The sequence below is a fragment of the Microbacterium sp. genome (assembly GCF_047606685.1).
Lineage (GTDB): Bacteria > Actinomycetota > Actinomycetes > Actinomycetales > Microbacteriaceae > Microbacterium.
The window spans coordinates 26,073-52,176 of the sequence record NZ_JASGEC010000053.1 but is presented as its reverse complement, the minus strand read 5'-3'; the positions used below and the strand labels follow the sequence as shown (position 1 = coordinate 52,176).

Genomic DNA, 26,104 nt, shown 5'->3' with positions numbered 1-26,104 from the left:
CGCGGCGGCGTCGCCCGACCGCGACGCGTGGCGGGCCTCGCCCTCCGCGTAGAGCTCGGCACGCAGCGCGGCCAGCTCGGCCGGCCGCTCGGCGAAGCGGGTGCGCTCGGCATCCGTGTACTCCCGCGCGCCGCGCGGCACGATCCACGCGGCACTGCGCTGGAACAGCGCGATGTGCTCGGCCGTGCGGGCCAGCTCGGGCAGCAGCTGGATGGCGCTCGCGCCCGTGCCGACGAGCGCCACGCGGCCGCCGAGGTCGGCAGTGTGGTCCCACCGCGCGGTGTGGAAGAGCGGTCCGGGGAAGGTCTCGAGCCCCGTGACGTCGGGGATGCGCGGCTCGGTCAGCCGCCCGCACGCGAGCACGAGCGCGCTGGCTTCGATCGTGTCGTCGGGGCCGATCGCGACGTGCCAGCGGTCGGCGTCCCAGCGGGCGGACAGCATCGGGGTGTTCAGGAGCGGACGGATGCCTTCTGCCGCGGCCACGCGCTCGAGGTAAGCGCGGATCTCGTCGCCGCGAGCGTACAGCCCCGACCAGTCGGGGTTCGGGTGCTCGGCGAAGCCGTACAGGTGCGAGGGCACGTCGCACGCGACGCCGGGGTAGGTGTTGTCGCGCCACGTGCCGCCGATGGCCGGCGCGCGCTCGATGACGGCGACGTCGTCGAACCCGGCGCGCGACAGCGCCATGGCGGCGGCGAGCCCGGCAAAGCCCGCCCCGACGATGAGCACCTCGACCCGTGCGGTCACGGCACGCGCCCTCGGTCGCCGCGTTTCGTCTCGCCCGCGCTGCGCGCGGCCTCGCTCAACGACCGGGGTGCCGCCGGCCCTTCGACAGGCTCAGGGGCCGGGTTCGGCTCGCGGGCCGGGGCCGAGGCCGGGGAGTCGGGGGTGCCGTAGTCGGTGGTGCGCAGGCGGAACGGGCGGAACAACGACCGCGCGATGCGCGCGGCATCCTCGACCGGCAGCTCGAGCCCCTGCTCGATGCCCGCCCCGGGCCGCACGCGCCCGTCGAGGAGCGTGCCGCCGAGGTCGTCGGCGCCGGAGCGCAGCAGCACGGCCGCCGCCTCGCGGCCGACGCGCGTCCAGGGGATCTGCACGTGCGGGATGCTGCCGCTCAGCAGCAGTCGCGAGACCGCCACCATGGCGCGGTGCTCGTCGAGCGGGCTGCGGCCGGCGACGAGGGGGACCCCGCCCTGCGCGCCCGGCAGCGGGATCGGCACGAACTCGCTGAACCCGCCGGCTGAACGCTCGTTGAGCGACGAGCGGAGCGAGGAGACGAAACGCGTCGCGCCTCCGTGCGGCGAGGGCGACCGCGTTTCGTCTCGGCCCTCCGGGCCTCGCTCAACGACCGGGGGCGAGGCCGCGGCATCCTGCAGCCGCCGCAGCTCGCGCAGGTGTGCGACGCGCTCGGCGGCCGTCTCGACGTGCCCGTAGAACAGCACCGACGTCGAGCGGAACCCGGCGCGGTGAGCGGCCGTGATGCCCTCGGTCCAGCGGTCGATCTCGAGATCTCCGGGCGCGACGAGCCCGCGCACGCGCTCGCTCAACACCTTGACGCCCGTGCCCGGCACGGTGTCGACACCGGCCTCGCGCATCGCAGCCAGCGCGCCGTCGAGCCCGAGCCGGCCGCGCTCGGCGAGGTCCCACACGTCTTGCGGGCGGTACGCGTGCACGTGCATTCCGGGGGTCGCCGCCGTCACGGCGCGCACGATCGCGAGGTACGCGGCGGGCTCCTGGGATGCCGGCAGCACCCCCTGCACGCACACCTCCGTCGCGCCGAGCGCGGCGGCATCCCGCGCGATCTCGCCGACCTCGTCGAGCGTGAAGCGCTCGCCGAGCCACGACGAGGTGAGATTGCGGTTGACGACGAGGGTGACGGCCTCGCCGACGGTGTACCGGCGGATGTCGTCGGCGGTCGCCGTCAGCGCGTCGAGGTCGTCGCGCGTGGCGCGCAGCAGCAGCTCCCACTCGCCGTCGTCGAGGGCGAGTGGGTCGGCTGCGGCGGCTTCCGCGAGCCTGCGGAGAGAGTCGCCTGCAAAACTCCTCCCGTTACCGCCGGTTGGGGGCTCAGCGGGCCGGATGGCCTCGCCCGGGGGTGGGTCGAAGGAGTTCTGCAGGCGGGCTAGACCTGTCGCGGGGTCGGCGAGGGCGGCAACCGGGGCCCGCAGCGCCGGGTCGAGCCACACCTGGGCGCCCCGCACGTACAACGGGTGCGCCGTGAGCCGCTCGACCAGCTCGAACCCGAGCTCCGCCGTGCGTGCGGCGAGCTCGTCGAGGTGCGGCCACGGACGCTCGGGGTTGACGTGGTCGGCGGTCAGCGGCGACACCCCGCCCCAGTCGTCGGCGCCGGCGCGCACGAGCAGCCCGAACTCCTCGGGAGACGACAGGTTCGGCGGCACCTGCACGCGCATGCGCGGCCCCAGCACGAGCCGGGCGACGGCCACCGCCGCGACGTACTCGAGCACCGAGGCGTCCGGCGCGTCGCGCATCGCCGTTTGCGGCTTGGCGCGGAAGTTCTGCACGATCACCTCCTGCACGTGCCCGTGCCGCTCGTGCGCGTCGCGCAGCGCGACGAGCGACTCGGCGCGATCGCGCAGGGTCTCGCCGATCCCGACCAGGATGCCGGTGGTGAACGGCACGCGGGCAGCGCCGGCATCCTCGATCACCCGCAACCGCACGTCGGGGTCTTTGTCCGGCGACCCGTAGTGCACGTGCCCCGGCTCCTCGAACAGCCGCCGCGACGTCGTCTCGAGCATCATGCCCATCGACGGCGCGGTGGGCCGCAGCTCCTCCAGCTCGGCCCGCGACATGACGCCCGGGTTGAGGTGCGCGAGCATGCCGGTCTCGCGCGTGATGAGCCGCGCCATCGCGCCGACGTAGTCGAGGGTCGACGCGTAGCCGTGCTCGTCGAGCCACGCCCGGGCCTCGGGCCAGCGCTCCTCTGGCCGGTCGCCGAGCGTCAGCAGCGCCTCTTTGCAGCCGTGCGCGGCGCCCTGCCGCGCGACGGCGAGCACGTGCTCGGCCGACATGTACATCGGCTTGCCCTTGCGCAGCAACTGGCCGGGGGTGTCGACGAACACGCAGTAGTGACAGCGGTCGCGGCACAGCGTCGTCAACGGAACGAACACTTTCCGCGAGTAGGTGATGACCCCGGGCCGGCCGGCGAGCCGCAGACCCTCGTCGCGGAGGGATGCCGCCAGCTCCAGCATCCGCTCGAAGTCGCCGCCGCGCGCCCCGAGCAGCGCTTCCGCGTCGGCGGCGTCCAGTCGCCCGCCGCGGGCTGCGCGATCGAGAGCGGCGGCGGGCGACCGCGCGTCGATCGCCGTCGGGTCCAGCAGGGTCACCCGTCCAGTCTCGCACCGCCGCCGCGACACCGGGTCGAGGCTTCGCGCGGTCGTTTCCCGCAGTCGCGCTCGCGAATCGCACGCGCGACTGCCGGTTGCACGCGCGCGAAGCGCGATCGTTGTCGGTCTGTAAGCATTCACGCCACATCTGCGGCGCATGCCGCTGGCAGACTGTATGCCATGGTGACGCTGCTCCTCGACTCGACCCGCCTCGAGGTCGCGCTGTCGCTCACCGAGCGCTCGCTCGCATTCCACAAGGGGAATGTGTTGATCGAGCGCTCGACGATCGCGAAGGTGCAGCTGACCGACGACGCGTGGACGTGGCTGCGCGGCGTGCCCAGCCCCGGCACGCGCATCCCGGGCGTGGTCGCGATGGGCACGTGGAAGTCTGCGGGCGGCAGCGACTTCGCCGTCATCCGCCGTCACCGCAGCGCCGTCGTGATCGACCTCGACGGCCACCCCGACTTCGAGCGCGTCGTGATCACGACTAGTCACGGGGTCGCGCTGATGAAGGCGCTGCAGCTGGAAGAGGTCGAGGAAGAGCCGGTGGATGTCACCGAGCTCGCCACCGACGCGCCGACCGCCCCGATCACGATCCCGAGGCGCACCCCGAAGCCCGCTGGCGACTGACGCTCACGTGACGTCGCGGCGCCAGCTGAGCAGGTAGCCGAGCACGAGGAACACGAGGGTGTAGCCGCCGAGCACGAGGCCGCCGGCCCACCACTCGAGCGGGTCGGCGCTCGCCGGCCCGCCCTGGCCCATCGAGTTGAAGATGCTCATACCGACGAGCGCGTCGCTCGCGGCGCCGGGCAGGAAGTTCGTGACGGCCGACAGCACGTCGACGAACCCGCCCGCGAGGCGCAGGATCGGCTCGACGAACTGCGTGAACGCGAGCACGACCACGATCGCCACGACCTGGTTGCGCACGAGCGTGCCGAGGCCGATGCCGACGAGCGCCCAGATCACGAGCGCGAGCACCGCGCGGCCGAGCAGCGCCCACGTGTCGCCCGACCCCAGCGCGGGGTCGAGCCCGAACGAGGCGATGAGCGCGGCGCCCGGGAGCACGACCGAAACCACCGCGACGACGGCGAACAGCAGCCCCATCACGATGCCGACGAGCGCCTTCGCCGTGAGCGCGACACCGCGGCGCGGAGTCGCCAGGAAGGTCGGGGTGAGCGTCTCGTAGCGGAACTCGGCGGTGGCCGCGAGCGTTCCGACCAGCAGCGGGAACACGTAGCCGAGGGATGCCGCGAGGCTGTAGACGAGCCGCGCGAGGCTCGCGTCGTCGATCGATCCGGTCTGCGCCTCGTCGGTGAGCGCGCCGGTGGCAAGCGCCGAGAAGAAGCCCGCGAGGCCGCCGGCCGAGCTGCCGACGTACACGACGAGCACGATCGCGAGGATCCACCATCCCGCGGTCGTGAACTGTTTCGTGAGCTCGGAGCGGCTCGCTGCGAGAAGGCTCATCGCTGCGCCTCCTCGCCGTGCGGCGGCAGGTGGATGGCTCCGGTCTGCAGGTACGGGTCGTCGCTGGGGGGCCACTCCAGGTCGTCTTCTTGAGGATCCGGTTCGGGCGTCGGTTCAGGCTCTGGTTCGGGTGTCGGTTCGGGTTGTGGCTCGGGTGCCGGTTGTGGCTCTGGTGCCGGTTCGGGCTCTGGTTCGGGTGCCGGCGCGGCAACGACCCCTCCCGCGCTCGCGTGCACACGCACGCCGCTCACAAGGTCGAGGAAGACTTCCTCAAGCCCCGGGCCGCGCTTCTGCAGGTTCGACAGTGCGATTCCGGCGCCGGCGGCGAGGCGCCCGATGTCCACGGGATCGCTGCCGCGCACCGACAGCCCCGAGCGCAGCACGTCGAAGCCGATCCCGGCGGCCCGCAGCGCGGCGATCAGCGCGGGGCGGTCGGGGGAGTCGACGACGGTCGCGAAGTCGGACGGGTTTGTGAGCTCGTCGAGCCTGCCCTGGAACACGAGCCGCCCTCGGGAGATGATCAGCAGCGCGTCGACCGTCTGCTGCACTTCGGTGAGCAGGTGCGACGACACGAGCACCGTGCGGCCCTGGGCGGCGAGCTGGCGCAGCAGCGACCGCATCCACTTGATGCCCTCGGGGTCGAGGCCGTTCGCCGGCTCGTCGAGCACGAGCACGCCCGGGTCGCCCAGCAGCGCGTACGCAAGCCCGAGGCGCTGCCGCATCCCGAGCGAGAAGCCGCCCACCTTGCGGCCCGCGACCTCCGCGAGCCCGACCGTGCCGAGGGCCTCGTCGACGCGCGACGCGGGCAGCCCCGCGGCCTGCGCGTAGACCTTGAGGTGGTTCGCGGCCGTGCGGCCGGGGTGGAAGCTGGATGCCTCGAGCACGGCGCCGACCGTCTGCAGCGGGTGCTTCAGCCTCGCGTAGGGCTCACCGCCGATCGTCGCGGAGCCCTCGGTCGCCCGCACGAGGCCGAGCAGGATGCGCAGCGTCGTCGTCTTGCCCGCGCCGTTCGGGCCGAGAAAGCCCGTCACGACGCCCGGTTCCACGCGGGCGGAGAGGCCCGACACCGCCACCACGGGGCCGAAGCGCTTCGTGACGCCGGCGAACTCCACCGTCTGTCCGTCGGGCATGCAGTGACCTCTCGTGTAGGCGGCAGTGCTTCCATCTTTGCCGATCTCAGGCGCCGCGGGCGGCGGCGCGGCCGCGGAGTAGCGTGGCAGTGTGTCCGAGTCAGAGCGGGTGATCGCGCGCGTGCGCGGCGGGGTCGGACGCCTCACGCTGAACCGGCCGGAGGCGCTCAACGCGCTCGATCTCGACATGGCGCTCGCGATGTCGGCCGCTCTCGACGCGTGGCGCGACGACCCCGAGGTGGCCGTCGTGGTGCTCGACGGCGCGGGCGAGCGCGGGTTCTGCGCGGGCGGCGATGTGCGAGGCCTGTACCGCCAGATCGTCGAGGAGGACGCGGATGCCGCGGGCATCTTCTTCCGCCACGAGTACGCGCTCGACGCCGCGATCGCCGAGTTCCCCAAGCCGGTCGTGGCGCTCGCCGACGGCATCACGATGGGCGGCGGCATCGGCCTGGCCGGGCACGCCGCGATCCGCGTCGTGACCGAGCGCTCGCGGCTCGCGATGCCCGAGACGCGCATCGGCTTCACGCCCGACGTCGGTGGAACGTGGCTGCTCGCGCACGCGCCCGGGCGGGTCGGCGAGTATCTCGGCCTCACGGGCGAGTCGATGGATGCCGCCGACGCCTGCTACGCCGGGTTCGCCGACGTGTTCGTGCCGAGCGACCGGCTCGACGCCCTCCGCCGTGATCCTCGGTCATTGAGCGACGAGCGAAGCGAGGAGTCGAAACGCGCCGAGCCTCCGTCGCACGAAGACCACCGCGTTTCGTCTCGGCACTCCGGGCCTCGCTCGACGACCGGGGGCACACCGGACTCGGGCGGGGGCGAGTCCCGCCTCGCCGCCGCACGCGCCTGGATCGACGACGCCTTCGCCGCCGACACCGTGCCCGAGATCGTCGAGCGCCTGCGCCACCGCCCCGAGCCGTCCGCGGCGGCGACCGCCGACATCCTCGAGTCGCTCGCGCCGACCGCCCTCGCCGTCACCCTCGCCGCCGTGCGTCGCGCGCGGGGGCTGCCCGATCTGCGCGCCGCTCTCGAGCAGGAGTACGGGCTCGTCATGTGGTTCTGCACGACCCAGCCCGACCTCGTCGAGGGTATTCGCGCGCAGCTCGTCGACAAAGACCGCAACCCGCGCTGGCAGCCCGCCACGCTCGCCGAGCTGGCCCCCGACCTGGTTGCGTCGGCCTTCGCATTCCGCCCCGGCATCCCGCTCTGGAGCTGACGAGCTGGCTCGACGTGTCGCTTCCTGCCGCTTCGCCCACAGGACGCGGCGCGAAGCGCCACCTTCGTGCGATACCGGTGAGATGGAGGTGGCGCGTGGGGTCGCATCGGGGGAGTGGATGCGGCGCGAAGCGCCACCTTCGCGAACACGGCGGGCCCTCGCCGCAACGAGCAGCGGACGCAAAGCGCCGCGGGATAGTCTGAGGCGCTGAACGAGGGGAGGGCGCGTGTTCGACAGCCCGCTGTCGTCGTCGGCGTACGAGGTGCTCGGCGTCGCCGCGACCGTCGACCACGAAGAGCTGCGCCGCGCCTACCGGCTCAAGCTGCGCCAGTCGCACCCCGACACCGGCGGCGACGCCGCCGTGTTCATTCTCGTGCAGCGCGCGTGGGAGCTTGTCGGCACTCCCGACGCCCGCGCGGCATACGATCGCGGCCACGGTTTCGCCGACGGGATGCCGGGGGCGGCCGACTTCTCGAGCTGGCGCCCCGCCGCGACCACGGCCGACTCGCGCCCGCGCGCCCGCTCGTACGGCCACCCGGGCGGCTGGCGGCGCGAGCGCTACCTCGCCCTCATCCGCGAGTGGGTCGGCCGCGGCGTCGACGTGCCCGACCCGTACGATCCCGCGCTCGTGCGCACCGCGCCGCGCGAGCTGCGCCGAATGCTCGCCGACGCGCTCGCCGAAGAGGCCACCGCCCGCACGGTGTCCGACCTCGGCATGGGCTACACGGTGTGGCACGACGTCGCCGTCGGCGCCGATCCGGAGGACAAGCTCGACCACGTCGTGCTCAGCCCGTCCGGGCTGTACGGCGTGATGTCCGAAGACTTCGGCGGGCCCGTCGGGTTCCGCCGCGGCGAGATCACCGGCGCGGCCGTCGGACGCAGCGCCCCCGTGACGGCTCTGCTGGCGCGCACGCGGGCGCTCGCCAAAACCGCGCGCGTGAAGTTCGGCGGTGCGATCATCGTGCTGCCCGACGACGACCTCGCCCAGGCGGTGACACCGCTGGGCGCGGTGCGCGGCACGCCCGTCGTCGTCGTGCGCCGCAGCGCGCTGGCGATGCTGCTGCGCACCGGCGTTCCCGGCGCTCGAGACATCGGCGGCAACGAGCTCTTCGACATCCGCACCCGCCTGCAGCAGGCCGTGCGCTTCGTGTGACGCGCGCTACTTGCCGAGGCCGAACAGCTCGATCGGGTGCGTGAGCCGCCACCACGGACTCGGGCCCTCGATGTCGTCGGCGAGTGTGAGGTCGACGGTGTGCGTGTTCAGCGGCCCGGTGAGGGTGAGGGTGCCCACCGGCGAGCCCTTCTTGGCGTCTCTGCTGAGCCCCACGTCGATGGTCGCGGTGGCCGTGGCGCTGTTCCACAGCACGACCTGCGCGTCGCTCGTGGTCACCGCCTCGACCCGCTCGCCCCAGGCCGTGGTGACCAGCCCCGCGCGCGTGCCCGCCGTCACGAGCGGCGTCGGCTGCACCTCCTTTTGGAGTTGCCGGTAGAGCTTGCGAGACGCCGATGCCCGCGCCTTGGCGGACTTCTGGTCGAGCACCGCCACGTGCAGCCGCACCTTGGTGTCGCCGACCTTGACGTCTTTCGCCGAAAGCAGGGCGTACGTGTCGTAGACGGGCAGCGCGCCGGTCTTGATGCCGACGACGCCCCGGTCAGAAAGCAGCGGGTTGGTGTTGGTGACCTTGCCGGCTCCGGGCAGTTTCACGGACTTCTTCGCCACGATCTCGGCGATGACCGGGTTGGCCAACGCTTCCTCGGCAAGCTCGATCAGCGCATCGGGGGTCGCCGTGTTGCCCATGCTGAACCCGCTCGGGTTCACGACCGTGATGCCGTCCAGCCCGTGCTCGTCGAGCCAGCCCTGCGCCGCCGAGACGAAGACGTCGTCGGTCGGCCACAGCTCGCCGGCAAGCCGGTCGACGTAGTTGTTCGCCGACCCGAGGAGGATGCCCTCCAGCATTTGATACTGCGTGAGCGTCCTGCCCACAGGCACGTCGAGCGCGCTCTGCCCGCCCGCTTCGTAGCTGTAGTAGGTCGCCTGGTCTTGCGCCGTGAAAGCGTACTTGGGCCCCTGCTCGCCGACGGCCAGCGGCAGCTCTTCGAGCACCATGAGGGTCGTGACGAGCTTCGTGATGCTTGCGATCGGCGCGGGGTCCTCCGACGAGGCGACCGGGTCGCCGATGCCTTCGACGCCGACCGCCGCGCTGCCGTTCTTCGGCCACGCGAGCTCCGCGGCCGGCGCCGCGCTCGGCTGCACTTGCACGGCGGCGATCTGCGGCGGAATCGCGTTGAGCGGCCATAGCTGTGTCGTCACGACGTAGCCCAAGACCACCAGCAGGACGAGAGCGATCGGGATGACCGTTGCCGGACGCACCGCCCGCGTCTCGCGCGCCTCGGCGAGCAGGTCGGGCGCGGGCTCGTTCTCTCGCTCCAGGTCGATGCCGGTCGGCGCCTGCGTGCGGGCGAGCACGTCGTTCGGGTCGAGCCAGCCGAGGGCGGGGGCGTGTGCGGTTTGACCGGCGGCGGCGATACGGCGTGACCGTCGCGTGGGCTGCGCCGGCGGCGCGTCGTCGAGGGTCACCCGCCTAAAATACAGCGTTCGACGGATATACTCGTCGCGACAACACGGGAGTCCGGTGTGCCGGGCTGAGAGGAAGCAATCAAGCTTCGACCGTCGAACCTGATCCGGGTCATGCCGGCGCAGGAAGGAGATCACATGAGCGTTTCCACGTCCGCTCCTCGGGCCGCCGCATCCTTTTCTCGCAATCGCTGGCGCGTCGTCGACATCGTCGTTGCCAGTGTCGTCGCGGTGGCCTGCGCCGGCGTCTTCCTGCTGTGGAACGTCGGCTACGAGGGCCCCTCGGCGCTGTTGGCGCCGTTGCTGCCCGGAGTGCAGGGGCTGCTCGCCGGCCCGTGGCTCATCGCGGGCGTGCTCGGTGGGCTCATTGTGCGAAAGCCCGGCGCCGCGATCTACACGGAGACCGTCGCGGCCGTCATCTCCGCGCTCATCGGCAACCAGTGGGGCCCGCTCACGATCGTCTCCGGCCTCGTGCAGGGCCTCGGCGCCGAGTTCGTCTTCCTCGCCTTCTTGTACGCCGCGTGGCGCCTGCCGGTCGCCGTGCTCGCGGGCGCGGTCGCGGGCCTTGCGTGCGGGGTCAACGACCGCATCTGGTGGTACGCGGGGGCCGACACCCTGTTCACCACGGTCTACCTCGTCTCGACGACTCTGTCTGGGGCGGTGGTCGCGGGGATCGGAGGATGGCTCATCACGCGCGGCGTGGCCGCGACCGGCGCGCTGAGCCGCTTCGCCGCCGGTCGCGAAGCCGCCAAGCGTGTGTAGCCGACTTCGCGTGGCACCGGCGGCCCCTCGGCGACGGAGCACTGGCTGATGGGCCCGGCCGCGGTGGAGGCGCGCGGGTGGGGCTGGCGCTACGCGACGCGCAAGGCGTGGGCCGTGCGCGACGTGTCGTTGCGCGTCGAGCCGGGGGAGCGGGTGCTGCTGCTCGGCGCCTCCGGCTCGGGCAAGTCGACTCTGCTGCAGGCAATGGCCGGCGTGCTCGGCGGCGCGGACGAGGGTGAGCACACCGGCGAGCTGCGGGTGGGCGGCGCGCCCGCGGCGGCCGTTCGCGGCGCCGCGGGCCTCGTGCTGCAAGACCCCGACAGCCAGGCCGTGCTCGCCCGCGTCGGCGACGATGTCGCGTTCGGATGCGAGAACCTCGGCGTTTCGCGCGACGAGACCTGGCGTCGAGTGCGCGACGCACTCGACGCGGTGCGCCTGGACGTGCCGCTGGCCCGCCCGACGGCCGCGCTGTCGGGCGGGCAGAAGCAGCGCCTCGCCCTGGCCGGAGTGGTCGCGATGCGCCCCGGAGTCGTGCTGCTCGACGAGCCGACCGCGAACCTCGACCCGGCGGGGGTCGCAGAGGTTCGGGATGCCGTGGCCCGCTCGCTCGATGCGACCGGGGCGACGCTCGTGGTCATCGAGCACCGTGTCGAGGTGTGGCTGCCGCTCGTCGACCGCGTCGTCGTGCTGGGCGCGGCCGGCGGAGTCGTTGCCGACGGCACGCCCCACGCCGTGCTGGGCGCCCGCGGCGCGGAGCTCGCAAAGCTCGGCGTGTGGGTTCCCGGCATCCCGCCCGTCCCGCCGGGTTCGCTCGCGCCGTCGGGGCCGGGCGCGGCGCGCCCCCTCGTGGCCGGCCGCGAGCTTGTCGTGGCGCGCACCCCGGGGGCCCCGGTGGCGGGGCCCGTCGACGTCGAGGTGCGCGCGGGCGAGGTGCTCGGCATCGTCGGGCCGAACGGCTCGGGAAAGTCGACGCTCGGCCTGACGCTCGCCGGCCTCATCCCGCCGGAGCGCGGGGCGGTGGAGGCATCCCCGTCGCTGTCGGCCGGAGTGGCCGGGCGGCGTGGCCGACGGGGGCGGATGCCGGGACCATACGGCTGGTCGTCGCGCGACCTGCTCACCCGCATCGGAGCCGTGCTGCAAGACCCGGAGCACCAGCTGCTCGCGCGCACGGTGCGCGCCGAGCTGGAGGTGGGGCCGCGTGCCCTCGGGCTCGGTCGCGCCGAGACCGAGGCGCGCGTGGACGAGCTTCTGGAGCGGCTGCGGCTGGCGCGGCTCGCCGAGGCGAATCCATACACGCTGTCCGGCGGCGAGAAGCGGCGGCTGACGGTCGCCGCAGCCCTCGCCACCCGGCCGCGCGTCATGGTGCTCGACGAGCCCACGTTCGGGCAAGACGCGCGCACGTGGGCCGAGCTCGTGGCGATCATCGCGCGGCTGCGCGACGGCGCCGATGGCGACGAGCCGCTCGCGATCGCCGCGATCACGCATGACCTCGACGTGCTGCGTGCCCTGCGCGCGCGCCGGTTCGAGCTTCACCGCCCGGCCGACGGGGGTGCGCGATGAGCCCCGAGGCGGGGCGCGGCGTGATCGCCCGACGCAATCCGGTCGCCAAGCTCGGCGCGGCGCTGCTCATCGCGCTGCCGCTGGTCGCGACGATCGACCCGGTGTCGGCGGGGGTCGCTCTGGTGCTCGAGCTGCCGCTGTTGTTCGCGGCAGGGCTGCCGGCACGGCAGTTCTGGTTGCGCACGCTGCCGCTGTGGATCGCCGCTCCGGCCTCCGCCGTCACGATCGCGCTCTACGGCGCGGCGAGCGGAGACATCCTGTTCGAGTGGGTGTTCGTGCGCGTCAGCGAGGGGTCGCTGTTGCTCGCGCTCGCGACGCTCCTGCGCGTGCTCGCGATCGGGCTGCCCGCCATCGTGCTGTTCGTCACCGTCGACCCCACCGACCTCGCCGACGGGCTGGCGCAGCTCGTGCGGCTGCCGGCGCGGTTCGTGCTCGGGGCCCTGGCCGGCATGCGGATGCTGGGGCTCCTCGCCGACGACTGGCGGGCGCTCTCGCTCGCCCGGCGCGCCCGGGGAGTTGCCGACGCCGGCCGGCTGCGACGCGTGCTGAGCATGGCGTTCGCGCTCTTCGTGCTCGCGATCCGCCGGGGCTCCGCCCTCGCGACGGCGATGGAGGCCCGCGCGTTCGGCGCGCCGGGGCCGCGCACGTGGGCGCGGGAGTCGCGTTTCGGCGCGGGGGACTGGATGCTGCTACTCGCCGGGGTCGCGATCTCCGCCGCCGGTCTGACCGTCGCGGTCGTCGTCGGGTCGTTCCGGCCCGTGCTCGGGTGAACGCGCGGTCGCTGGTCCGTCTCCCGACGGCTCGGCGGGGCCGGACCAGAACCGGTTGCGCTTCAGTTGCCGCGTTCCGTCGTGCGGACGCGCGGATTGTGGCAACTGAGCGTACGGCTGGGGCGGCCCACCTCAGGCCGCTTCGTCACCCGCGCCGGTTCACCAGTCGCAAACTGCGGATGCCGGCGCCGCGCACCCGCACATACCGCCGGGGGAGCAGAATCGTGCCCGCTTAACAGTCGCGAGGCGCCGGTGTGCTCAGCGCGGACCCGCAGATCGCGACGGGGGAACGCGAGGGGATGCCGGTCGACGGCCTCGGGCGCGGGCGTGGCGCCGACGTAGGGTGGAGACCGGGCCGCGTCGAAGGAGAGCAGCATGCACATCGAGAGAGCGGCGGCGCTCGTCACGGGCGGCGCGAGCGGACTCGGACTGGCCACGGCCCGCCGCCTGCGGGCGCGCGGCGCGGCCGTCACGATCGTCGACCTGCCGGGCTCGCCCGGCGCAGAGGTCGCGGCAGAGCTCGGTGGCGTCTTCGAGCCGGCGGATGTCACGGACGAAAAGCAGGTGCGCGCTGCCGTCGCGGCCGCCGAAGCTCTCGGCCCGCTGCGCGTCGTCGTCAACTGCGCCGGTATCGCCCCGCCTGCCAAAGTGCTCGACCGCGACGGCAATCCGGCGAGCCTCGCCGACTTCGAGCGCGTCGTGCGAGTGAACCTGCTCGGCACGTTCACCGTCACCGCCCAGGCCGCGGCCGCGATGGCGGCCACCGACCCCGACCCCGAGAGCGGAGACCGCGGCGTCATCGTCAACACCGCGAGCGTCGCCGCGTTCGACGGGCAGATTGGCCAGCCCGCCTACGCGGCGAGCAAGGGCGGCGTGCACGCGATGACGCTCCCGATCGCGCGCGAGCTGGCGCGCCACAGCATCCGCGTGTGCACGATCGCCCCCGGCATCATGGAGACACCGATGCTCGCCGGCCTGCCCGAAGCCGCGCAAGCGAGCCTCGGCCAGCAGGTGCCCTACCCCGCACGCCTGGGCCGCCCCGACGAGTACGCGTCGCTCGTGCTGCACATCGTCGACAATGGCTACCTCAACGGCGAGACGATCCGTCTCGACGGCGCGATCCGGATGGCGCCCCGATGAGCCCCGTGCCACAACTCAGCCTGAGCCGGGGCGAAGCGCCGGCTGGGGCCGGAATCCGGCCTGCGGCGGGCGCGCAGACTGAATTGGCGCCGCGGTGACCGAGTCAATCCTGGTGTCGGTGGAGGCGGGGCTCGCCCGGGTCACCCTGAACCGCCCCGCGTCGCTCAACGCCATGGGCTTCGAGATGGCCGGGCGCTGGCGGGATGTGGCGCGGCGGGTGACTGCCGACCCGGCGGTGGGCGCGGTGATCCTGGATGCCGCGGGCCCGGCGTTCTGCGCCGGTGGCGACGTGCTCGAGATGGCCGGCGCGACCGGCGTCGAAGTGGCGGCGACGGCCCGCGTCATCCACGACGGCATCCGCACTCTCATCGAGTCGGACAAGCCTGCGGTTGCGGCCGTGCAGGGCGTCGTGGCCGGCGGCGGGCTGGGCCTCATGCTGGCCGCCGACTACATCGTGGCGTCGGAGCGCGCGAGCTTCGCCTCGAAGTACGCGAACATCGGGCTGAGCCCCGATCTCGGGGTCACGACCCTGCTTCCAGCCGCCGTCGGGCAGCGCCGCGCGCTGCGGTTCCTCCTGCAGGACGTCACGATCGACGCCGCGACGGCCCTCGACTGGGGCCTCGTGAGCGAGGTCATCGAGCCGGATGGCGTGGCCGCCCGCGCCGCAGAGGTCGCCCGGTCGTGGCTCGCGGGGGCGACGGCGGCCTACGGCCAGGCGAAACGGCTCGTGCGCGTCGGGGCGGATCGCACGTTTGCCGAGAACCTCGACGACGAGGCGCGCTCGATCGGCGCGCTCTTCGACACGGACGACGCCCGGGCGCGCGTGGCGGCGTTCGCGCGTGGCGGAAAGGAAGCGCAATGACCCTGGCCGGCAAGACCATCCTGATGTCCGGCGGCAGCCGCGGCATCGGCCTGGCGATCGCGCTGCGCGCCGCCCGCGACGGCGCAAATGTGGTCCTTCTCGCCAAAACCGACACCCCGCATCCCAAGCTCGAGGGAACCGTGCACACGGCGGCCGAGCAGATCCGCGCCGCGGGCGGCCGCGCGCTGCCGATCGTGGGCGACGTCCGCAACGACGACGACATCGCCGAGGCCGTGCTGACGGCCCAGGGCGAGTTCGGAGGCATCGACATCGTCGTCAACAACGCGTCGGTCATCGACCTGTCGGGCTCGCTCGAGCTGGCGGGGAAGAAGTACGACCTCATGCAAGACGTCAATGTGCGCGGCACGTTCATGCTGAGCCGCGCCGCCGTGCCGATGCTGAGGGATGCCGAGAACCCCCACATCCTGTCGTTGTCGCCGCCGCTGAACCTCTCGCCGCGCTGGCTCGGCGCGCACACCGGGTACACGCTCGCGAAGTACGGCATGACGATGGCCACGCTCGGCCTGGCCGCGGAGTTCGCCGACGCGGGCATCGCCGCCAACACGCTGTGGCCGCGCACGACGATCGCGACCGCGGCCGTGCGGTTCGCGCTCGGAGGAGAGCGGATGATGCGGGCAAGCCGCACCCCCGAGGTCTACGCCGACGCCGCCCACGCGGTGCTGACGACGCCGTCGCGCGAGCGCACAGGCCAGACGCTCATCGTGGAGGACGTGCTGGAGGCGGCCGGCGTCACCGACTTGTCGGGCTATGCGGCCGTGCCGGGTACGCCCGACGACGCGCTGTTTCCCGACATCTTCCTGGACTGACCTCCTCGGCCCGTCACTTTGCGACGAGTGTGGTCTCGAAGCTGTACATGTCGGGCCGGTAGCAGTGGTGCCCGTACTCCACGGCGCGGCCCGACGCGTCGAACGCGACCCGGTCCATCGTGAGGACAGGGCCGCCGCGCTCGATGCCGAGCAACTCGCTCTCGTCGACCTCGGCGCGTCGCGCGCCGATGCGCTGCTGCGCGACGCGGATCGCGACCCCGCGCCCGCGCAGCAGCTGGTACAGACCGCGCTCCTCGAGCTGGGCGACGGTGATGTCTCCGAGCTCGGCGGGGAGGTAGTTCTCGAGGATCGCGACCGGCACACCGTCGGTGCTGCGCTGGCGGCGGAAGTGGACGACGGTCGATCCGGTCGGGATGCCGAGGCTCGTTGCGACCGTGTGGTCCGCCGCACGCTGGTCGAGCTCGAGCACGCGGGTGCCCGGCTCGTGGTGCGACGTCTTCAGGTCTTCGTACAGGCTCGTCAGCTCGACCGGGCGCGTCACCTGGCCTTGCACGACCTGCGTGCCGATGCCCCGGCGCCGCACGAGCAGGCCCTTGTCGACGAGTTCCTGGATCGCGCGCCGCACCGTCGGCCGTGACAGGCCGAGCCGCTGGCCGATCGCGATCTCGTTCTCCAGTCGCGACCCCTGCGGGATGGCGCCGGACCGGATGGCGCTCTCCAACCGGCTGGACACTTGATAGTAGAGCGGCATCGGCCCGGTGCGATCGAGGTCGGCGAACAGGTCGTCCGGCCAGATGGGTTCGCTGCCGGCCATGAGCCCTCCCCGATGCGACCGCCTTTCGGCAGAATGTCGGGACAATCCTAACGGGGGCGGTGGCCCGCCGACAGCTGCAGGCCGACCGTGCATGTTGTGATATTGTCAGCACAAATATCCGCCGCCGCTCGGCGGCCCTCTCGAGAGAGTTTGTACAGCGGAGTATGACCACCAGCTCGAACCCCCTGGAAGTGCTCGCGATGGGCCGGCTCGGGGTTGACATCTACCCGTTGCAGAGCGGTGTCGGTCTCGAGGACGTCACGACCTTCGGCAAGTATTTGGGCGGCAGCGCGGCGAACGTCTCGGTCGCCGCGGCGCGCTACGGCCACAACGTCGCCCTGGTCTCGCGCGTGGGCGACGACCCGTTCGGGCGCTACCTCCTCGCGGAGCTGGAGCGGCTGGATGTCAGTGCCCGCTTCGTCGCGACGGATCCGACGTACAAGACCCCGGTCACGTTCTGCGAGATGTTCCCGCCCGACGACTTCCCGCTCTACTTCTACCGCGAGCCCACAGCCCCCGATCTGCAGATCTCGGTCGACCAGCTCGACGTCGACGCCGTGCGCGACGCGCGCATCCTGTGGTCGACGGTGACCGGGCTCAGCGAGGACCCGAGCCGCTCGACCCAGCTGAGCGCCCTGTCCAGCCGCGCCGGCGCGCGCCACACGATCCTCGACCTGGACTACCGGCCGATGTTCTGGGAGACGCCCGCGGCGGCCACCGAGCAGATCGCTCGCGCGCTGCCGCATGTCACGGTCGCCGTCGGCAACCGCGAGGAGTGCGAAGTCGCTGTCGGTGAGACCGAGCCCGATCGCGCCGCCGACGCCCTGCTCGAGCGCGGCGTCGAGATTGCGATCGTCAAACAGGGGCCCAAGGGCGTGCTGGCCAAGACCGCCGACGAGCGCGTCGTCGTGCCGCCGCACTTCGTCGACGTCGTCAACGGGCTCGGTGCGGGCGACGCGTTCGGCGGCGCGCTGTGCCACGGTTTGCTGGAAGGGTGGGGGCTGGAGCGGACTCTCCGGTTCGCGAATGTGGCGGGCGCGATCGTCGCCACGCGCATCGAGTGCTCCACCGCGATGCCGGCGGCCGCGGAGGTCGACGAGATCCTGGGGAGTGTGCGATGAGCGATGCGGTGATCACCCCGGCGGACTTCGATCGCCTGCGCGATCTGCGCGCGACCCGGCCGGAGGGCATCCGCGAGGCGTTGCGCGCGCGCCGTCGCCGCGAGGTGCTCCGCGGCGACGGGCGGCTTTTCATCGTCGCCGCGGACCACCCTGCTCGCGGCGCGCTCGCGGTGGGCGCCGACCCGACTGCCATGGCCGACCGCTACGAGCTGCTCGGGCGGCTCGCCATTGCGCTGAGCCGTCCCGGGGTGGATGGCGTGCTGGGCACGCCCGACATCATCGACGACCTGGCCGCGCTGGGACTGCTCGACGACAAGGTCGTCGTCGGCTCGATGAACCGCGGCGGGCTGCGCGGCGCGGCGTTCGAGATGGACGACCGCTACACGGCGTACGACGTCGCCGCGATGGCGGCCGCCGGTATCGACTTCGCCAAAACGCTGGTGCGGGTGAACCTCGCCGACCCGGCGACGGCTGTCACGCTCGAGGCCACCGCGAAGGCGGTGAGCGCCGCCGCAGCGGCACGGCTGCCCATCATGCTCGAGCCCTTCATGAGCGAGTGGCACGACGGCCGGATCGTCAACGACCTGTCGACGGAAGCGGTCGTCCTGTCCGTCGCAATCGCCTCCGGGCTCGGCGCCGACAGCTCGTACACGTGGATGAAGCTGCCGGTCGTCGCCGACATGGAGCGCGTCATGGCCGCCACGACGATGCCGACTCTGCTGCTCGGCGGCGACCCCGGGGTCCACCCCGACGAGACGTTCGCGGCATGGGAGAGCGCCTTGGCGCTGCCGGGCGTCCGCGGCCTGACGGTCGGGCGGACCCTCCTCTACCCACCCGACGGCGACGTGGCCGCTGCCGTCGACACCGCCGCGGCTTTGGTCCACCGCGACGCCGAGGACTGACATGGCACACGAACGCTGGTTCCACCGCCGCGGGGAGCTCGCGCGCGACGGCTGGGAGTCGCTCGTCGACGAGCGCACGCCGGGGTGGCAGCACACCGGCATCCGGGTCGCCGCGCTGAGCGCCGGCGACGAGCTCCCGCTCGCCGAGACGGGCGTCGAGCGCATCGTCGTGCCGCTGGCCGGATCGTTCACCGTGGTGCACGTCGAGAACGGCGAGACGACGCGCACCGAGCTGGTCGGCCGGCCGAGCGTCTTCGACGGCCCCACCGACGTGCTGTACCTGTCGGCGGCGGCGACCGCGACGGTCTCGGGGGAGGGGCGCGTCGCCGTGGCGACCTCGCCGACCGACGACATCCGGCCGACTCGCCGCATCCCCGCCGCCGACACCCCCGTCGAGCTGCGCGGAGCCGGGGCGTCGAGCCGGCAAGTGCACAACTTCGGCACGCCGCAGGCGCTGGATGCCGCCCGGCTCATCGTGTGCGAGGTCATCACGCCAGCCGAGAACTGGTCGAGCTACCCGCCGCACAAGCACGACGAGCGCGTTGCCGGGCACGAGTCAAGGCTCGAGGAGATCTACTACTTCGAAGCCGCCCCCGCCCGCGGATCGACGCGAGGAACAGCGTATGCCGCATTCGGCATGTTCTCCGCGTACTCGTCGCCGGCGGGCGACATCGACATAGGCGCGATGGTCCGCACCGGCGACATCGCGCTTGTGCCCTACGGCTACCACGGCCCGGCCGTCGCCGCGCCTGGCTACGACCTGTACTACTTGAACGTGATGGCCGGGCCCGACCCCGACCGCGTGTGGCTCATCAGCGACGACCCCGCCCACGCGTGGGTGCGCGACACGTGGGCCGACCAGGAGTTCGACGACCGCTTGCCCTACACCGCAGAAGGAGCGCGCTGAGATGGCCCAGAGCACGAAACGGATGACGGTGAGCCAGGCGCTTGTCGAGTTCCTCGCCCGCCAGTGGACCGTCGACGGCGACATCCGCGAGCGCACGATCCCGGGCATGTTCGGCATCTTCGGCCACGGCAACGTCGCCGGCATCGGCCAGGCGCTCAAGCAGTTCAACGCCGAGCAGCCCGATCTCATGCCGTACCACCAGGCGCGCAACGAGCAGGCGATGGTGCACCAGTCGGTGGGCTACGCCCGCATGCACCGCCGCCGCGGCACGTTCGCCTCGGCGGCATCCGTCGGCCCGGGCGCGACCAACCTGCTGACCGGGGCCGCTCTCGCCACCACCAACCGGATGCCCGCGCTGCTGCTGCCGAGCGACACGTTCGCCACGCGGGTCGCCGACCCCGTGCTGCAGCAGCTCGAGCAGCCGTGGGACACAGGGCTCACGGTCAACGACGCGTTCCGGCCGCTGTCGAAGTTCTTCGACCGCGTGCAGCGGCCCGAGCAGCTGTACTCGATCGCGCTCGCCGCGATGCGCGTGCTCACCGACCCGGCCGAGACCGGGGCGGTCACCATCGCCTTGCCCGAAGACGTGCAGGCCGAGGTGATCGACGTGCCGCTCGAGTTCCTGCAGGAGCGGGAGTGGCACCTCCGCCGCCCGCTGCCCGAGGCCGGGCCGCTCGCCCGCGCAGTCGCGGCGATCCGGGCCGCGAAGCAGCCGCTCATCGTCGCCGGTGGCGGCGTGCTCTATTCCGGCGCCGAACAGCAGCTGCGCGCGCTCGTCGAGGCCACCGGCATCCCTGTCGGCACCTCGCAGGCCGGCGGCGGCGTGCTGGGCTGGGACCACCCGCAAAACCTCGGCGGCATCGGCGCGACCGGCACGCTCGCCGCGAACCGTGTCGCCGCCGAGGCCGACGTCGTGATCGGCATCGGCACGCGCTACAGCGACTTCACGACCGCGTCGCGCACCGCGTTCCAGCATCCCGACGTCGTGTTCGTCAGCATCAATGTCGCGTCGTTCGACGCGCATAAGCACGGCTCGCAGCTGCCGGTGGTCGCCGACGCCCGCGAGACGCTGGTCGCGCTGGCGCGAGAGCTCGACGGACACCGTGTCTCGCCCGAGTTCGCCGCGCGCGTCGCCCGCGAGAAGGCGGAGTGGGATGCCGCGGTCGACGCCGCGTTCGCCCCGTCGGGCCTGCCTCTCCCCGGCCAGCCCGAGATCATCGGCGCGGTGCAAGAGGCGTCGGCGCCCGAGGATGTGATCGTGCAGGCGGCGGGGTCGCTGCCGGGAGACCTGCACAAGCTGTGGCGCGTGCGCGACCCGCTCGGCTACCACGTCGAATATGCCTATTCGTGCATGGGCTACGAGATCGCCGGCGGCCTGGGCGCGAAGCGCGGGCTGCTCGCCGACGGCGACGACCGGGACGTCATCGTCATGGTCGGCGACGGTTCGTACCTCATGCTCAACTCCGAGCTCGTGACGGCGGTCGCCGAGGGCATCAAGCTCATCGTCATCCTGATCCAGAACCACGGCTTCGCCTCGATCGGCCACCTCTCCGAGACCGTCGGCTCGGAGCGCTTCGGCACGTGGTACCGCGAGTACGACCCCGACGCCCGAAACTTCCAGGGTGAGAAGACGCTGCCGGTCGATCTTGCGATGAACGCGCGCAGCTACGGCCTCGATGTGATCGAGGTTGCGCCCGGCCCCATGGCCGTCGTCGAGTTGAAGGCCGCGATCGCGCAGGCGAAGGCATCCGACCGCTCGACGTTCATTCACATCAACAGCGACCCGTTGATCTATGCGCCGGACGGCGCCGGCTGGTGGGACGTGCCCGTCGCCGGGGTCTCGACTCTGGATTCCACGCAGCGCGCCCGCGAGGAGTACGTCTCGCAGCGGGCCGCGCAGCGGCCTCTGCTGGGCTGAGGCTCGTCACAACTCCTCCTCCGCGGTCGATCGCGGTGCGGTCTCGCTCGGAATCCCGCGGATCCTGATCCTCCGCATCGGCAAATTGGAGGAGTTATGCCGCACCGTCGATCCTTCGATCGCTATTCACGTATAGTTTCTCGACCACAGCGCGCATACAATGGACTTATTGTCCTATCAAATCCGGTGAACCCGCAGCGCGGCGGTCGAGAGGTTGTCATGGCAGACGAGGTCACGATGGCGAATCCAGGCCTGCGGATCGGCACCGCGCCCGACTCGTGGGGCGTGTGGTTCCCCGACGACCCGCAGCAGGTGCCGTGGCAGCGCTTTCTCGACGAGGTCGTCGACGCGGGCTACGCGTGGATCGAGCTGGGACCGTACGGGTACCTGCCCACCGACCCGCACCAGCTCGAGGACGAGCTCGGCACGCGCGGGCTCAAACTCTCCGCCGGCACCGTCTTCACGGGTTTCCACAGAGCTGTGTCGATGGGCAGGGGCGACGACCAGTGGCAGCGCGCGTGGGACCAGGCGCTGAAGGTCGCCGGCCTCGCCTCGCAGCTCGGCGCGGAGCACCTCGTTGTCATCCCCGACCTGTGGCGCAGCGACGCGACGAGCGAGGTGCTCGAGGCGCGCACCCTCACCGACGAGCAGTGGGCGAAGCTCGCCGCCGGGCACGACCGGCTCGGCAAGGCGCTGCTCGAGGAGTTCGGCGTCAAGCAGCAGTTCCACTCCCACGCCGACAGCCACGTCGGCACGACGCGAGAGGTCGTGCGCTTCCTCGACGAGACCGACCCGCGCTACACGAACCTGTGCCTGGACACCGGTCACTTCGCCTACTACGGCGGCGACAGCGTCACGCTCATCCGAGAGCGCCCCGACCGCATCGGCTACCTGCACCTCAAGCAGGTCGACACGTCGCTGCTGTTCGACGTGCTGAAAAACGACGTGCCGTTCGCGCAGGCCGTGGCGGAGGGCATCATGATCGAGCCGCCGCACGGCGTGCCCGATCTTGCGCCGATCATCGAGGCGGCTGCCGCGATCGACCCCGACATCTTCGCGATCGTCGAGCAGGATATGTACGGATGCGACCTTGACCGCCCGTTCCCCATCGCCAAGCGCACCCGCGAGCACATCTTCGGATGCACCCACTTGGCGCGCATCCACTGACATCCCGAAACACTCGAGAAGGACACCATGGGCGAACAACTCCGCGTCGGCGTCGTCGGCGCCGGCATGATGGGCGCCGACCACGTCGTCCGCATCCAGAAGCGCATCAGCGGCGCCCGCGTGGGAGCCATCATCGAGCCGGATGCCGGGCGCGCCGCCGCGGCGGTGGCCACCGCGTCCGGCGCGCAGGCGTTCACCCGCGTCGAGGACGCGATCGAGGCGGGCGCCGTGGACGCCGTGCTCATCGCGACGCCCGGACCGTTCCACCTTCCGGTGCTGCGGCCGGCGCTGGACGCGCGCCTGCCGATCCTGTGCGAGAAGCCTCTGACCCCGGACACCGCCACGGCGTGGGAAGTGCTCGAGCACGAGCAGCAGCTCGACCGCCCGCACATCCAGGTCGGGTTCATGCGCCGCTTCGACGCCGAGTACGCGGCCCTGCGCGAGCTCATCGCGACGGGCGACGCCGGCGAGCTGCTCATGCTCCGCTGCCTGCACCGCAACCCGTCGGTGTCCGACAGCTACACCCAGACGATGCTCATCACCGACTCGGTCGTGCACGAGTTCGACGTCGTGCCGTGGCTCGCCGGATCGCCTGTGCGCAGCGTCGAGGTGAAGCATCCCCGCCGCAACAGCCTCGCCCCCGATCGCCTGCGCGAGCCGATCCTCGTGCTCATCGAGCTCGAGAACGGCGTGCTCGTCGACGTCGAGATGAGCGTGAGCGTGCAATTCGGCTACCAGGTCGCCGCCGAGGCCGTCTTCGAGCGGGGCATCGCGCGCATCGGCCAGCCGTCCGGCCTGCAGCAGTGGCGGGACGCGCGCTTCTCGGTGGGCGAGCACGTGAGCTACACCACGCGGTTCGCCGCCGCGTACGACACGCAAGTGCAGCGATGGGTGGATGCCGTGCGCGACGGCCGGCTCGTGGACGGCCCCGACGCGTGGGACGGCTACCTCGTCGCCCTCTCGTGCGAGGCGGGCGTGAAGGCGCTCGACGGCGGCGTGGTCGCCGTCGAGGCTCCGCAACGCCCCGACTTCTACGCGTCCGGCGGCCTCGCGAGCTGAGCGAGACGAAGCGCCAGAGCCACAGAGCCACGGAGACACAATGGTCCGCATCGCCCTCGACCCCACGCCGTACCACCACGACTACTCGCTGTTCGAGTTCCCCGACATCGCGGCCCGGCTCGGCTACGCGCATCTGCAGCTGACGCCGCACGTCGACTTCGCGCCGTTCTTCCGCTACCCGAAGGCCGATCGGGGCGTGGTCGCGAGATTGAAGAAAGCGGCTTCGGATGCCGGTGTGGCCATCCCCGCGATCCTGCCCGTGCAGCGCATCTCGTGGCCGGACGAGCCGCAACGCGAGGCGGCGGTGCGAAACTACAAGCGGGTCATCCAGCTGGCCGTCGAGCTCGGCGTCACGGTGATCAACACCGAGTTCTCCGGCCGCCCGGAGCGGTCCGAAGACAGTGAGGCTGCGTTCTACCGCTCGATGGAGGAGCTGCTGCCGCTCATCGAGTCGGAGGGGCTGCGGCTGAACATCGACCCGCATCCCGATGACTTCGTCGAGGACGGGCTCGAGGCGTGGCGGGTGCTGCGCGGACTCGACTCCTCGGCTGTGGGCTTTGTGTACGTGGCATCCCACACCTTCCACTACGGCAACCGTGCCACGAGCCTGCTGCCGGAGATCGGCGACCGCCTCGGCGCTGTCTACACGGCGGACTCGTTCGACCACCGCCGCTCGCACGGGCTGCGGTATATCTCGAACCCGCCGGGAAACCCGTCGCGCGTGCACCAGCACTTGCGCATCGGCGACGGCGACGTCGACTGGGCCGAGCTGTTCACGACGCTGCGGCAGATCGGGTATCTCGACCGCGACGACGCGCTCATCGTCTCGAACGTGTTCGCGGAGGATGAGAACGCCGACGAGGTCTCGCGCTACCAGCTGCAGCGGCTGCGCGAGCTGGTCTCGGCTTGACGCCCCGTCGCCTCTCCTCACCTGCTCCCGCTCCCCGCCCGCGCTGAGGGGTTCGCGCGCGCCAAAGCGCGGGTGAACGGCCGGCGCGCGCAATGCGGCGGAGGTGAACAAACGCGCGCATGTGTGATTGACAGGACATATGGACATCTGCCACTATGGCGTTGTCGCGAGCGGTAGGCGCCCGCGATCCGACAAAGGAGTCCCCTATGGCGCATGGCGTATCAGCCAGTGAATTCAAACTGCCACCGTTGACACCGGGGCCGCACAGGAAGCGCCTCGGTCTCGTCGCGCTCGTGGCGACGTTCGGCGGTCTGCTGTTCGGCTACGACACGGGCGTCGCCAACGGCGCCGAGCGGCCGCTGGCGCACGAGATGGGCTTTGACGCGCTACAGATCGGCATCGTGATCAGCGCGCTCATCTTCGCGGCGGCGGTGGGCGCCATGGTCTGCGGTCAGATCGCCGACAAGATCGGGCGCAAGCCGACCATCATCATCCTCGCCGTGCTGTTCTTCTGCGGCACGGCCATCGTGGTGACCTCTCCCGGCGGACCCGAGCTCGGCACGCACACCGCGTTCGGGTACGCGATGCTCATCACCGGACGCATCTGCCTGGGTCTCGCAGTCGGCGGCGCGTCAGCGGTGGTTCCGGTCTATCTCGCCGAGCTCGCGCCGTTCGAGATCCGCGGCTCGCTCTCGGGCCGCAACGAGTTCATGATCGTCGTCGGCCAGCTTGCCGCCTTCGTCGTCAACGCGATCATCGCCGCGGTCATGGGTCTGGACACGCCGGGCCTGTGGCGCGTGATGTTCTCGATCTGCGCCATCCCCGCGATCTTCCTGTTCTTCGGAATGCTCCGCATGCCCGAGTCGCCGCGGTGGCTGGTGGAGAAGGGCCGGCAGGAAGACGCGCGTGCGGTGCTGCTCACCATTCGCTCGAAGGAGCGCGCCGAAGCAGAGCTCGCCGAAGTGGAGAACGTCGCCGCGGAAGAGCACGAGCTGGAGGGCGCACGCCTCGGGTTCGCAGCGGTGCTCAAGAACAAGAGCCTTCTGGTCATCCTGGTCATCGCCTGCTGCCTCGGGATCGCCCAGCAGTTCACCGGCGTGAACGCGATCATGTACTACGGGCAGCGCATGCTCGCCGAGTCGGGCTTCAGCGAGGACATGATCGGTTGGGTGAACATCGCGCCGGGCGTGATTGCGGTGCTCGGCGGCGTCGTCGCGCTCTTCTTGATGGACCGCATCAACCGGCGCACCAACTTCCTGTGGGGCTACGGGATGACGGCGCTGTCGCACATCCTCATCGCGATCGCGATGATGCTCCTGTTCCCCGAGGGCAGCGCCGCGCGCCCGTGGGTGTTCCTGGTGCTCATCATTGTCATGATCGGCTCCATCCAGCTGTTCCTCAATCTGGCGACGTGGGTGTACCTCTCCGAGATCTTCCCGCTGCACATGCGCGGCATCGGGATGGGTGTCTCGGTGCTCGTGCTGTGGCTCGCCAACGGCGTGCTCGCGCTCCTGGTGCCGTCGATCGTCAACGCCGTCGGCATGGGGCTATTCCTGATCTTCGCGGTCGTCAACGTGGTCTCGTTCCTGTTCATCTTCCGGTTCCTGCCCGAGACGCGCGGACGCACGCTCGAGGAGCTGGAGGAGGACGTGACGACCGGCGCCATCCTGCTGCCGGCCGCCCGGAGGTAAGGCACCG

Annotated in this window: 23 protein-coding genes and 1 riboswitch; of the genes, 17 read left to right on the top strand and 6 right to left on the bottom strand. The window is 71.8% G+C overall.

The window, feature by feature from the left end; genetic code table 11:
* Positions 1-744: flavin-containing monooxygenase (locus QM611_RS06255; RefSeq protein WP_415079047.1), on the bottom strand; the 744-nt coding region annotated here is incomplete at its 3' end.
* Positions 741-3,341, bottom strand: coding sequence for a 7,8-didemethyl-8-hydroxy-5-deazariboflavin synthase CofG (gene cofG, locus QM611_RS06250; protein WP_415079046.1), 2,601 nt, complete (start codon positions 3,339-3,341; stop codon positions 741-743). The genes cofG and QM611_RS06255, both read right to left, overlap by 4 nt.
* A 180-nt stretch (positions 3,342-3,521) precedes the next feature.
* Here cofG and QM611_RS06245 point away from each other — a divergent pair, with 180 nt between their 5' ends.
* Entirely contained in the window at positions 3,522-3,971 is a 450-nt protein-coding gene (locus QM611_RS06245) for a hypothetical protein (RefSeq protein WP_415079045.1), read from the top strand.
* Positions 3,972-3,974: 3 nt separating this feature from the next.
* Here QM611_RS06245 and QM611_RS06240 read toward each other — a convergent pair whose 3' ends face one another.
* Both QM611_RS06240 and QM611_RS06235 read right to left on the bottom strand, forming a co-directional pair.
* Positions 3,975-4,805, bottom strand: coding sequence for an ABC transporter permease (locus QM611_RS06240; RefSeq protein ID WP_415079044.1), 831 nt, complete (start codon positions 4,803-4,805; stop codon positions 3,975-3,977).
* Complete coding sequence (locus tag QM611_RS06235; RefSeq protein WP_415079043.1) at positions 4,802-5,935, bottom strand: ABC transporter ATP-binding protein; 1,134 nt, start codon at positions 5,933-5,935, stop codon at positions 4,802-4,804. The genes QM611_RS06240 and QM611_RS06235 overlap by 4 nt, the downstream gene beginning before the upstream one ends.
* Before the next feature lie 91 nt (positions 5,936-6,026).
* On the opposite strand from QM611_RS06235, the gene QM611_RS06230 reads away from it, so the two are divergent.
* Both QM611_RS06230 and QM611_RS06225 read left to right on the top strand, forming a co-directional pair.
* On the top strand, positions 6,027-7,151 hold the full coding sequence (locus tag QM611_RS06230; protein WP_415079042.1) for an enoyl-CoA hydratase/isomerase family protein: 1,125 nt from the start codon (positions 6,027-6,029) through the stop codon (positions 7,149-7,151).
* Between the two features lie 226 nt (positions 7,152-7,377).
* Positions 7,378-8,304 (top strand): J domain-containing protein, encoded by a 927-nt coding sequence (locus tag QM611_RS06225; protein WP_415079041.1) that lies wholly within the window; start codon positions 7,378-7,380, stop codon positions 8,302-8,304.
* A gap of 6 nt (positions 8,305-8,310) precedes the next feature.
* On the opposite strand, the gene QM611_RS06220 is transcribed toward QM611_RS06225, so the two are convergent.
* Positions 8,311-9,729 carry a D-alanyl-D-alanine carboxypeptidase family protein gene (locus QM611_RS06220; protein WP_415079040.1) on the bottom strand — a complete coding sequence of 473 codons (1,419 nt, stop codon included), beginning with the start codon at positions 9,727-9,729 and terminating at the stop codon, positions 8,311-8,313.
* Between the two features lie 34 nt (positions 9,730-9,763).
* A riboswitch (TPP riboswitch) is annotated at positions 9,764-9,872 on the top strand.
* Between QM611_RS06220 and QM611_RS06215 the strand changes: the two genes are divergently transcribed.
* The 6 genes from QM611_RS06215 (at position 9,865) to QM611_RS06190 (ending at position 15,647) form a co-directional block, all read left to right on the top strand.
* Positions 9,865-10,488, top strand: a complete 624-nt coding sequence (locus tag QM611_RS06215; RefSeq protein WP_415079039.1) for an ECF transporter S component — start codon at positions 9,865-9,867, stop codon at positions 10,486-10,488. It overlaps the preceding riboswitch by 8 nt.
* Positions 10,489-10,536: 48 nt before the next feature.
* Entirely contained in the window at positions 10,537-12,048 is a 1,512-nt protein-coding gene (locus tag QM611_RS06210; protein WP_415079038.1) for an ABC transporter ATP-binding protein, read from the top strand.
* Positions 12,045-12,818, top strand: a complete 774-nt coding sequence (locus QM611_RS06205; protein ID WP_415079037.1) for an energy-coupling factor transporter transmembrane component T family protein — start codon at positions 12,045-12,047, stop codon at positions 12,816-12,818. Before QM611_RS06210 ends, QM611_RS06205 begins: the two co-directional genes overlap by 4 nt.
* Before the next feature lie 375 nt (positions 12,819-13,193).
* Complete coding sequence (locus QM611_RS06200) at positions 13,194-13,958, top strand: SDR family NAD(P)-dependent oxidoreductase (protein ID WP_415079036.1); 765 nt, start codon at positions 13,194-13,196, stop codon at positions 13,956-13,958.
* A 94-nt stretch (positions 13,959-14,052) separates the two neighbouring features.
* Positions 14,053-14,820, top strand: coding sequence for an enoyl-CoA hydratase/isomerase family protein (locus tag QM611_RS06195; protein WP_415079035.1), 768 nt, complete (start codon positions 14,053-14,055; stop codon positions 14,818-14,820).
* Positions 14,817-15,647, top strand: a complete 831-nt coding sequence (locus QM611_RS06190) for an SDR family oxidoreductase (protein ID WP_415079034.1) — start codon at positions 14,817-14,819, stop codon at positions 15,645-15,647. The genes QM611_RS06195 and QM611_RS06190 overlap by 4 nt, the downstream gene beginning before the upstream one ends.
* Positions 15,648-15,660: 13 nt before the next feature.
* Here the strand turns inward: QM611_RS06190 and QM611_RS06185 are convergent, their stop codons facing one another.
* A complete protein-coding gene (locus tag QM611_RS06185) occupies positions 15,661-16,422 on the bottom strand; it encodes a GntR family transcriptional regulator (protein WP_415079033.1) in 762 nt (253 codons plus the stop codon).
* Positions 16,423-16,586: 164 nt separating this feature from the next.
* Between QM611_RS06185 and iolC the strand changes: the two genes are divergently transcribed.
* From iolC to QM611_RS06145, 8 genes are all read left to right on the top strand, one after another.
* Complete coding sequence (iolC, locus tag QM611_RS06180; RefSeq protein ID WP_415079032.1) at positions 16,587-17,543, top strand: 5-dehydro-2-deoxygluconokinase; 957 nt, start codon at positions 16,587-16,589, stop codon at positions 17,541-17,543.
* On the top strand, positions 17,540-18,445 hold the full coding sequence (locus QM611_RS06175) for a deoxyribose-phosphate aldolase (RefSeq protein ID WP_415079031.1): 906 nt from the start codon (positions 17,540-17,542) through the stop codon (positions 18,443-18,445). The genes iolC and QM611_RS06175 overlap by 4 nt, the downstream gene beginning before the upstream one ends.
* 1 nt (position 18,446) lies before the next feature.
* A complete protein-coding gene (gene iolB, locus QM611_RS06170) occupies positions 18,447-19,352 on the top strand; it encodes a 5-deoxy-glucuronate isomerase (protein WP_415079030.1) in 906 nt (301 codons plus the stop codon).
* Position 19,353: 1 nt separating this feature from the next.
* The gene (gene iolD / locus QM611_RS06165; RefSeq protein ID WP_415079029.1) at positions 19,354-21,270 is read left to right on the top strand and encodes a 3D-(3,5/4)-trihydroxycyclohexane-1,2-dione acylhydrolase (decyclizing); all 1,917 of its coding nucleotides are present in this window, start codon (positions 19,354-19,356) and stop codon (positions 21,268-21,270) included.
* A 237-nt stretch (positions 21,271-21,507) separates the two neighbouring features.
* Positions 21,508-22,437 (top strand): sugar phosphate isomerase/epimerase family protein, encoded by a 930-nt coding sequence (locus QM611_RS06160; protein WP_415079048.1) that lies wholly within the window; start codon positions 21,508-21,510, stop codon positions 22,435-22,437.
* 27 nt (positions 22,438-22,464) lie between these two features.
* Positions 22,465-23,496 (top strand): Gfo/Idh/MocA family protein, encoded by a 1,032-nt coding sequence (locus QM611_RS06155; protein WP_415079028.1) that lies wholly within the window; start codon positions 22,465-22,467, stop codon positions 23,494-23,496.
* Positions 23,497-23,536: 40 nt separating this feature from the next.
* Positions 23,537-24,406: a sugar phosphate isomerase/epimerase family protein gene (locus QM611_RS06150; RefSeq protein WP_415079027.1), complete on the top strand. Its 870-nt coding sequence runs from the start codon at positions 23,537-23,539 to the stop codon at positions 24,404-24,406.
* 155 nt (positions 24,407-24,561) lie between these two features.
* Positions 24,562-26,097 carry a sugar porter family MFS transporter gene (locus QM611_RS06145; protein WP_415079026.1) on the top strand — a complete coding sequence of 512 codons (1,536 nt, stop codon included), beginning with the start codon at positions 24,562-24,564 and terminating at the stop codon, positions 26,095-26,097.
* Positions 26,098-26,104: the final 7 nt, after the last annotated feature.

Excerpts from the sequence above, each read along its gene's own strand:
- iolD (WP_415079029.1), top strand. The coding sequence starts at position 19,354 with ATGGCCCAGAGCACGAAACGGATGACGGTGAGCCAGGCGCTTGTCGAG.
- iolB (WP_415079030.1), top strand. The coding sequence starts at position 18,447 with ATGGCACACGAACGCTGGTTCCACCGCCGCGGGGAGCTCGCGCGCGAC.
- QM611_RS06240 (WP_415079044.1), bottom strand. The coding sequence starts at position 4,805 with ATGAGCCTTCTCGCAGCGAGCCGCTCCGAGCTCACGAAACAGTTCACG.
- QM611_RS06205 (WP_415079037.1), top strand. The coding sequence starts at position 12,045 with ATGAGCCCCGAGGCGGGGCGCGGCGTGATCGCCCGACGCAATCCGGTC.
- QM611_RS06210 (WP_415079038.1), top strand. The coding sequence starts at position 10,537 with ATGGGCCCGGCCGCGGTGGAGGCGCGCGGGTGGGGCTGGCGCTACGCG.
- QM611_RS06235 (WP_415079043.1), bottom strand. The coding sequence starts at position 5,935 with ATGCCCGACGGACAGACGGTGGAGTTCGCCGGCGTCACGAAGCGCTTC.
- QM611_RS06160 (WP_415079048.1), top strand. The coding sequence starts at position 21,508 with ATGGCGAATCCAGGCCTGCGGATCGGCACCGCGCCCGACTCGTGGGGC.
- iolC (WP_415079032.1), top strand. The coding sequence starts at position 16,587 with ATGACCACCAGCTCGAACCCCCTGGAAGTGCTCGCGATGGGCCGGCTC.
- QM611_RS06185 (WP_415079033.1), bottom strand. The coding sequence starts at position 16,422 with ATGGCCGGCAGCGAACCCATCTGGCCGGACGACCTGTTCGCCGACCTC.
- QM611_RS06175 (WP_415079031.1), top strand. The coding sequence starts at position 17,540 with ATGAGCGATGCGGTGATCACCCCGGCGGACTTCGATCGCCTGCGCGAT.
- QM611_RS06155 (WP_415079028.1), top strand. The coding sequence starts at position 22,465 with ATGGGCGAACAACTCCGCGTCGGCGTCGTCGGCGCCGGCATGATGGGC.
- QM611_RS06145 (WP_415079026.1), top strand. The coding sequence starts at position 24,562 with ATGGCGTTGTCGCGAGCGGTAGGCGCCCGCGATCCGACAAAGGAGTCC.
- QM611_RS06215 (WP_415079039.1), top strand. The coding sequence starts at position 9,865 with ATGAGCGTTTCCACGTCCGCTCCTCGGGCCGCCGCATCCTTTTCTCGC.
- QM611_RS06245 (WP_415079045.1), top strand. The coding sequence starts at position 3,522 with ATGGTGACGCTGCTCCTCGACTCGACCCGCCTCGAGGTCGCGCTGTCG.
- QM611_RS06150 (WP_415079027.1), top strand. The coding sequence starts at position 23,537 with ATGGTCCGCATCGCCCTCGACCCCACGCCGTACCACCACGACTACTCG.
- QM611_RS06190 (WP_415079034.1), top strand. The coding sequence starts at position 14,817 with ATGACCCTGGCCGGCAAGACCATCCTGATGTCCGGCGGCAGCCGCGGC.
- QM611_RS06200 (WP_415079036.1), top strand. The coding sequence starts at position 13,194 with ATGCACATCGAGAGAGCGGCGGCGCTCGTCACGGGCGGCGCGAGCGGA.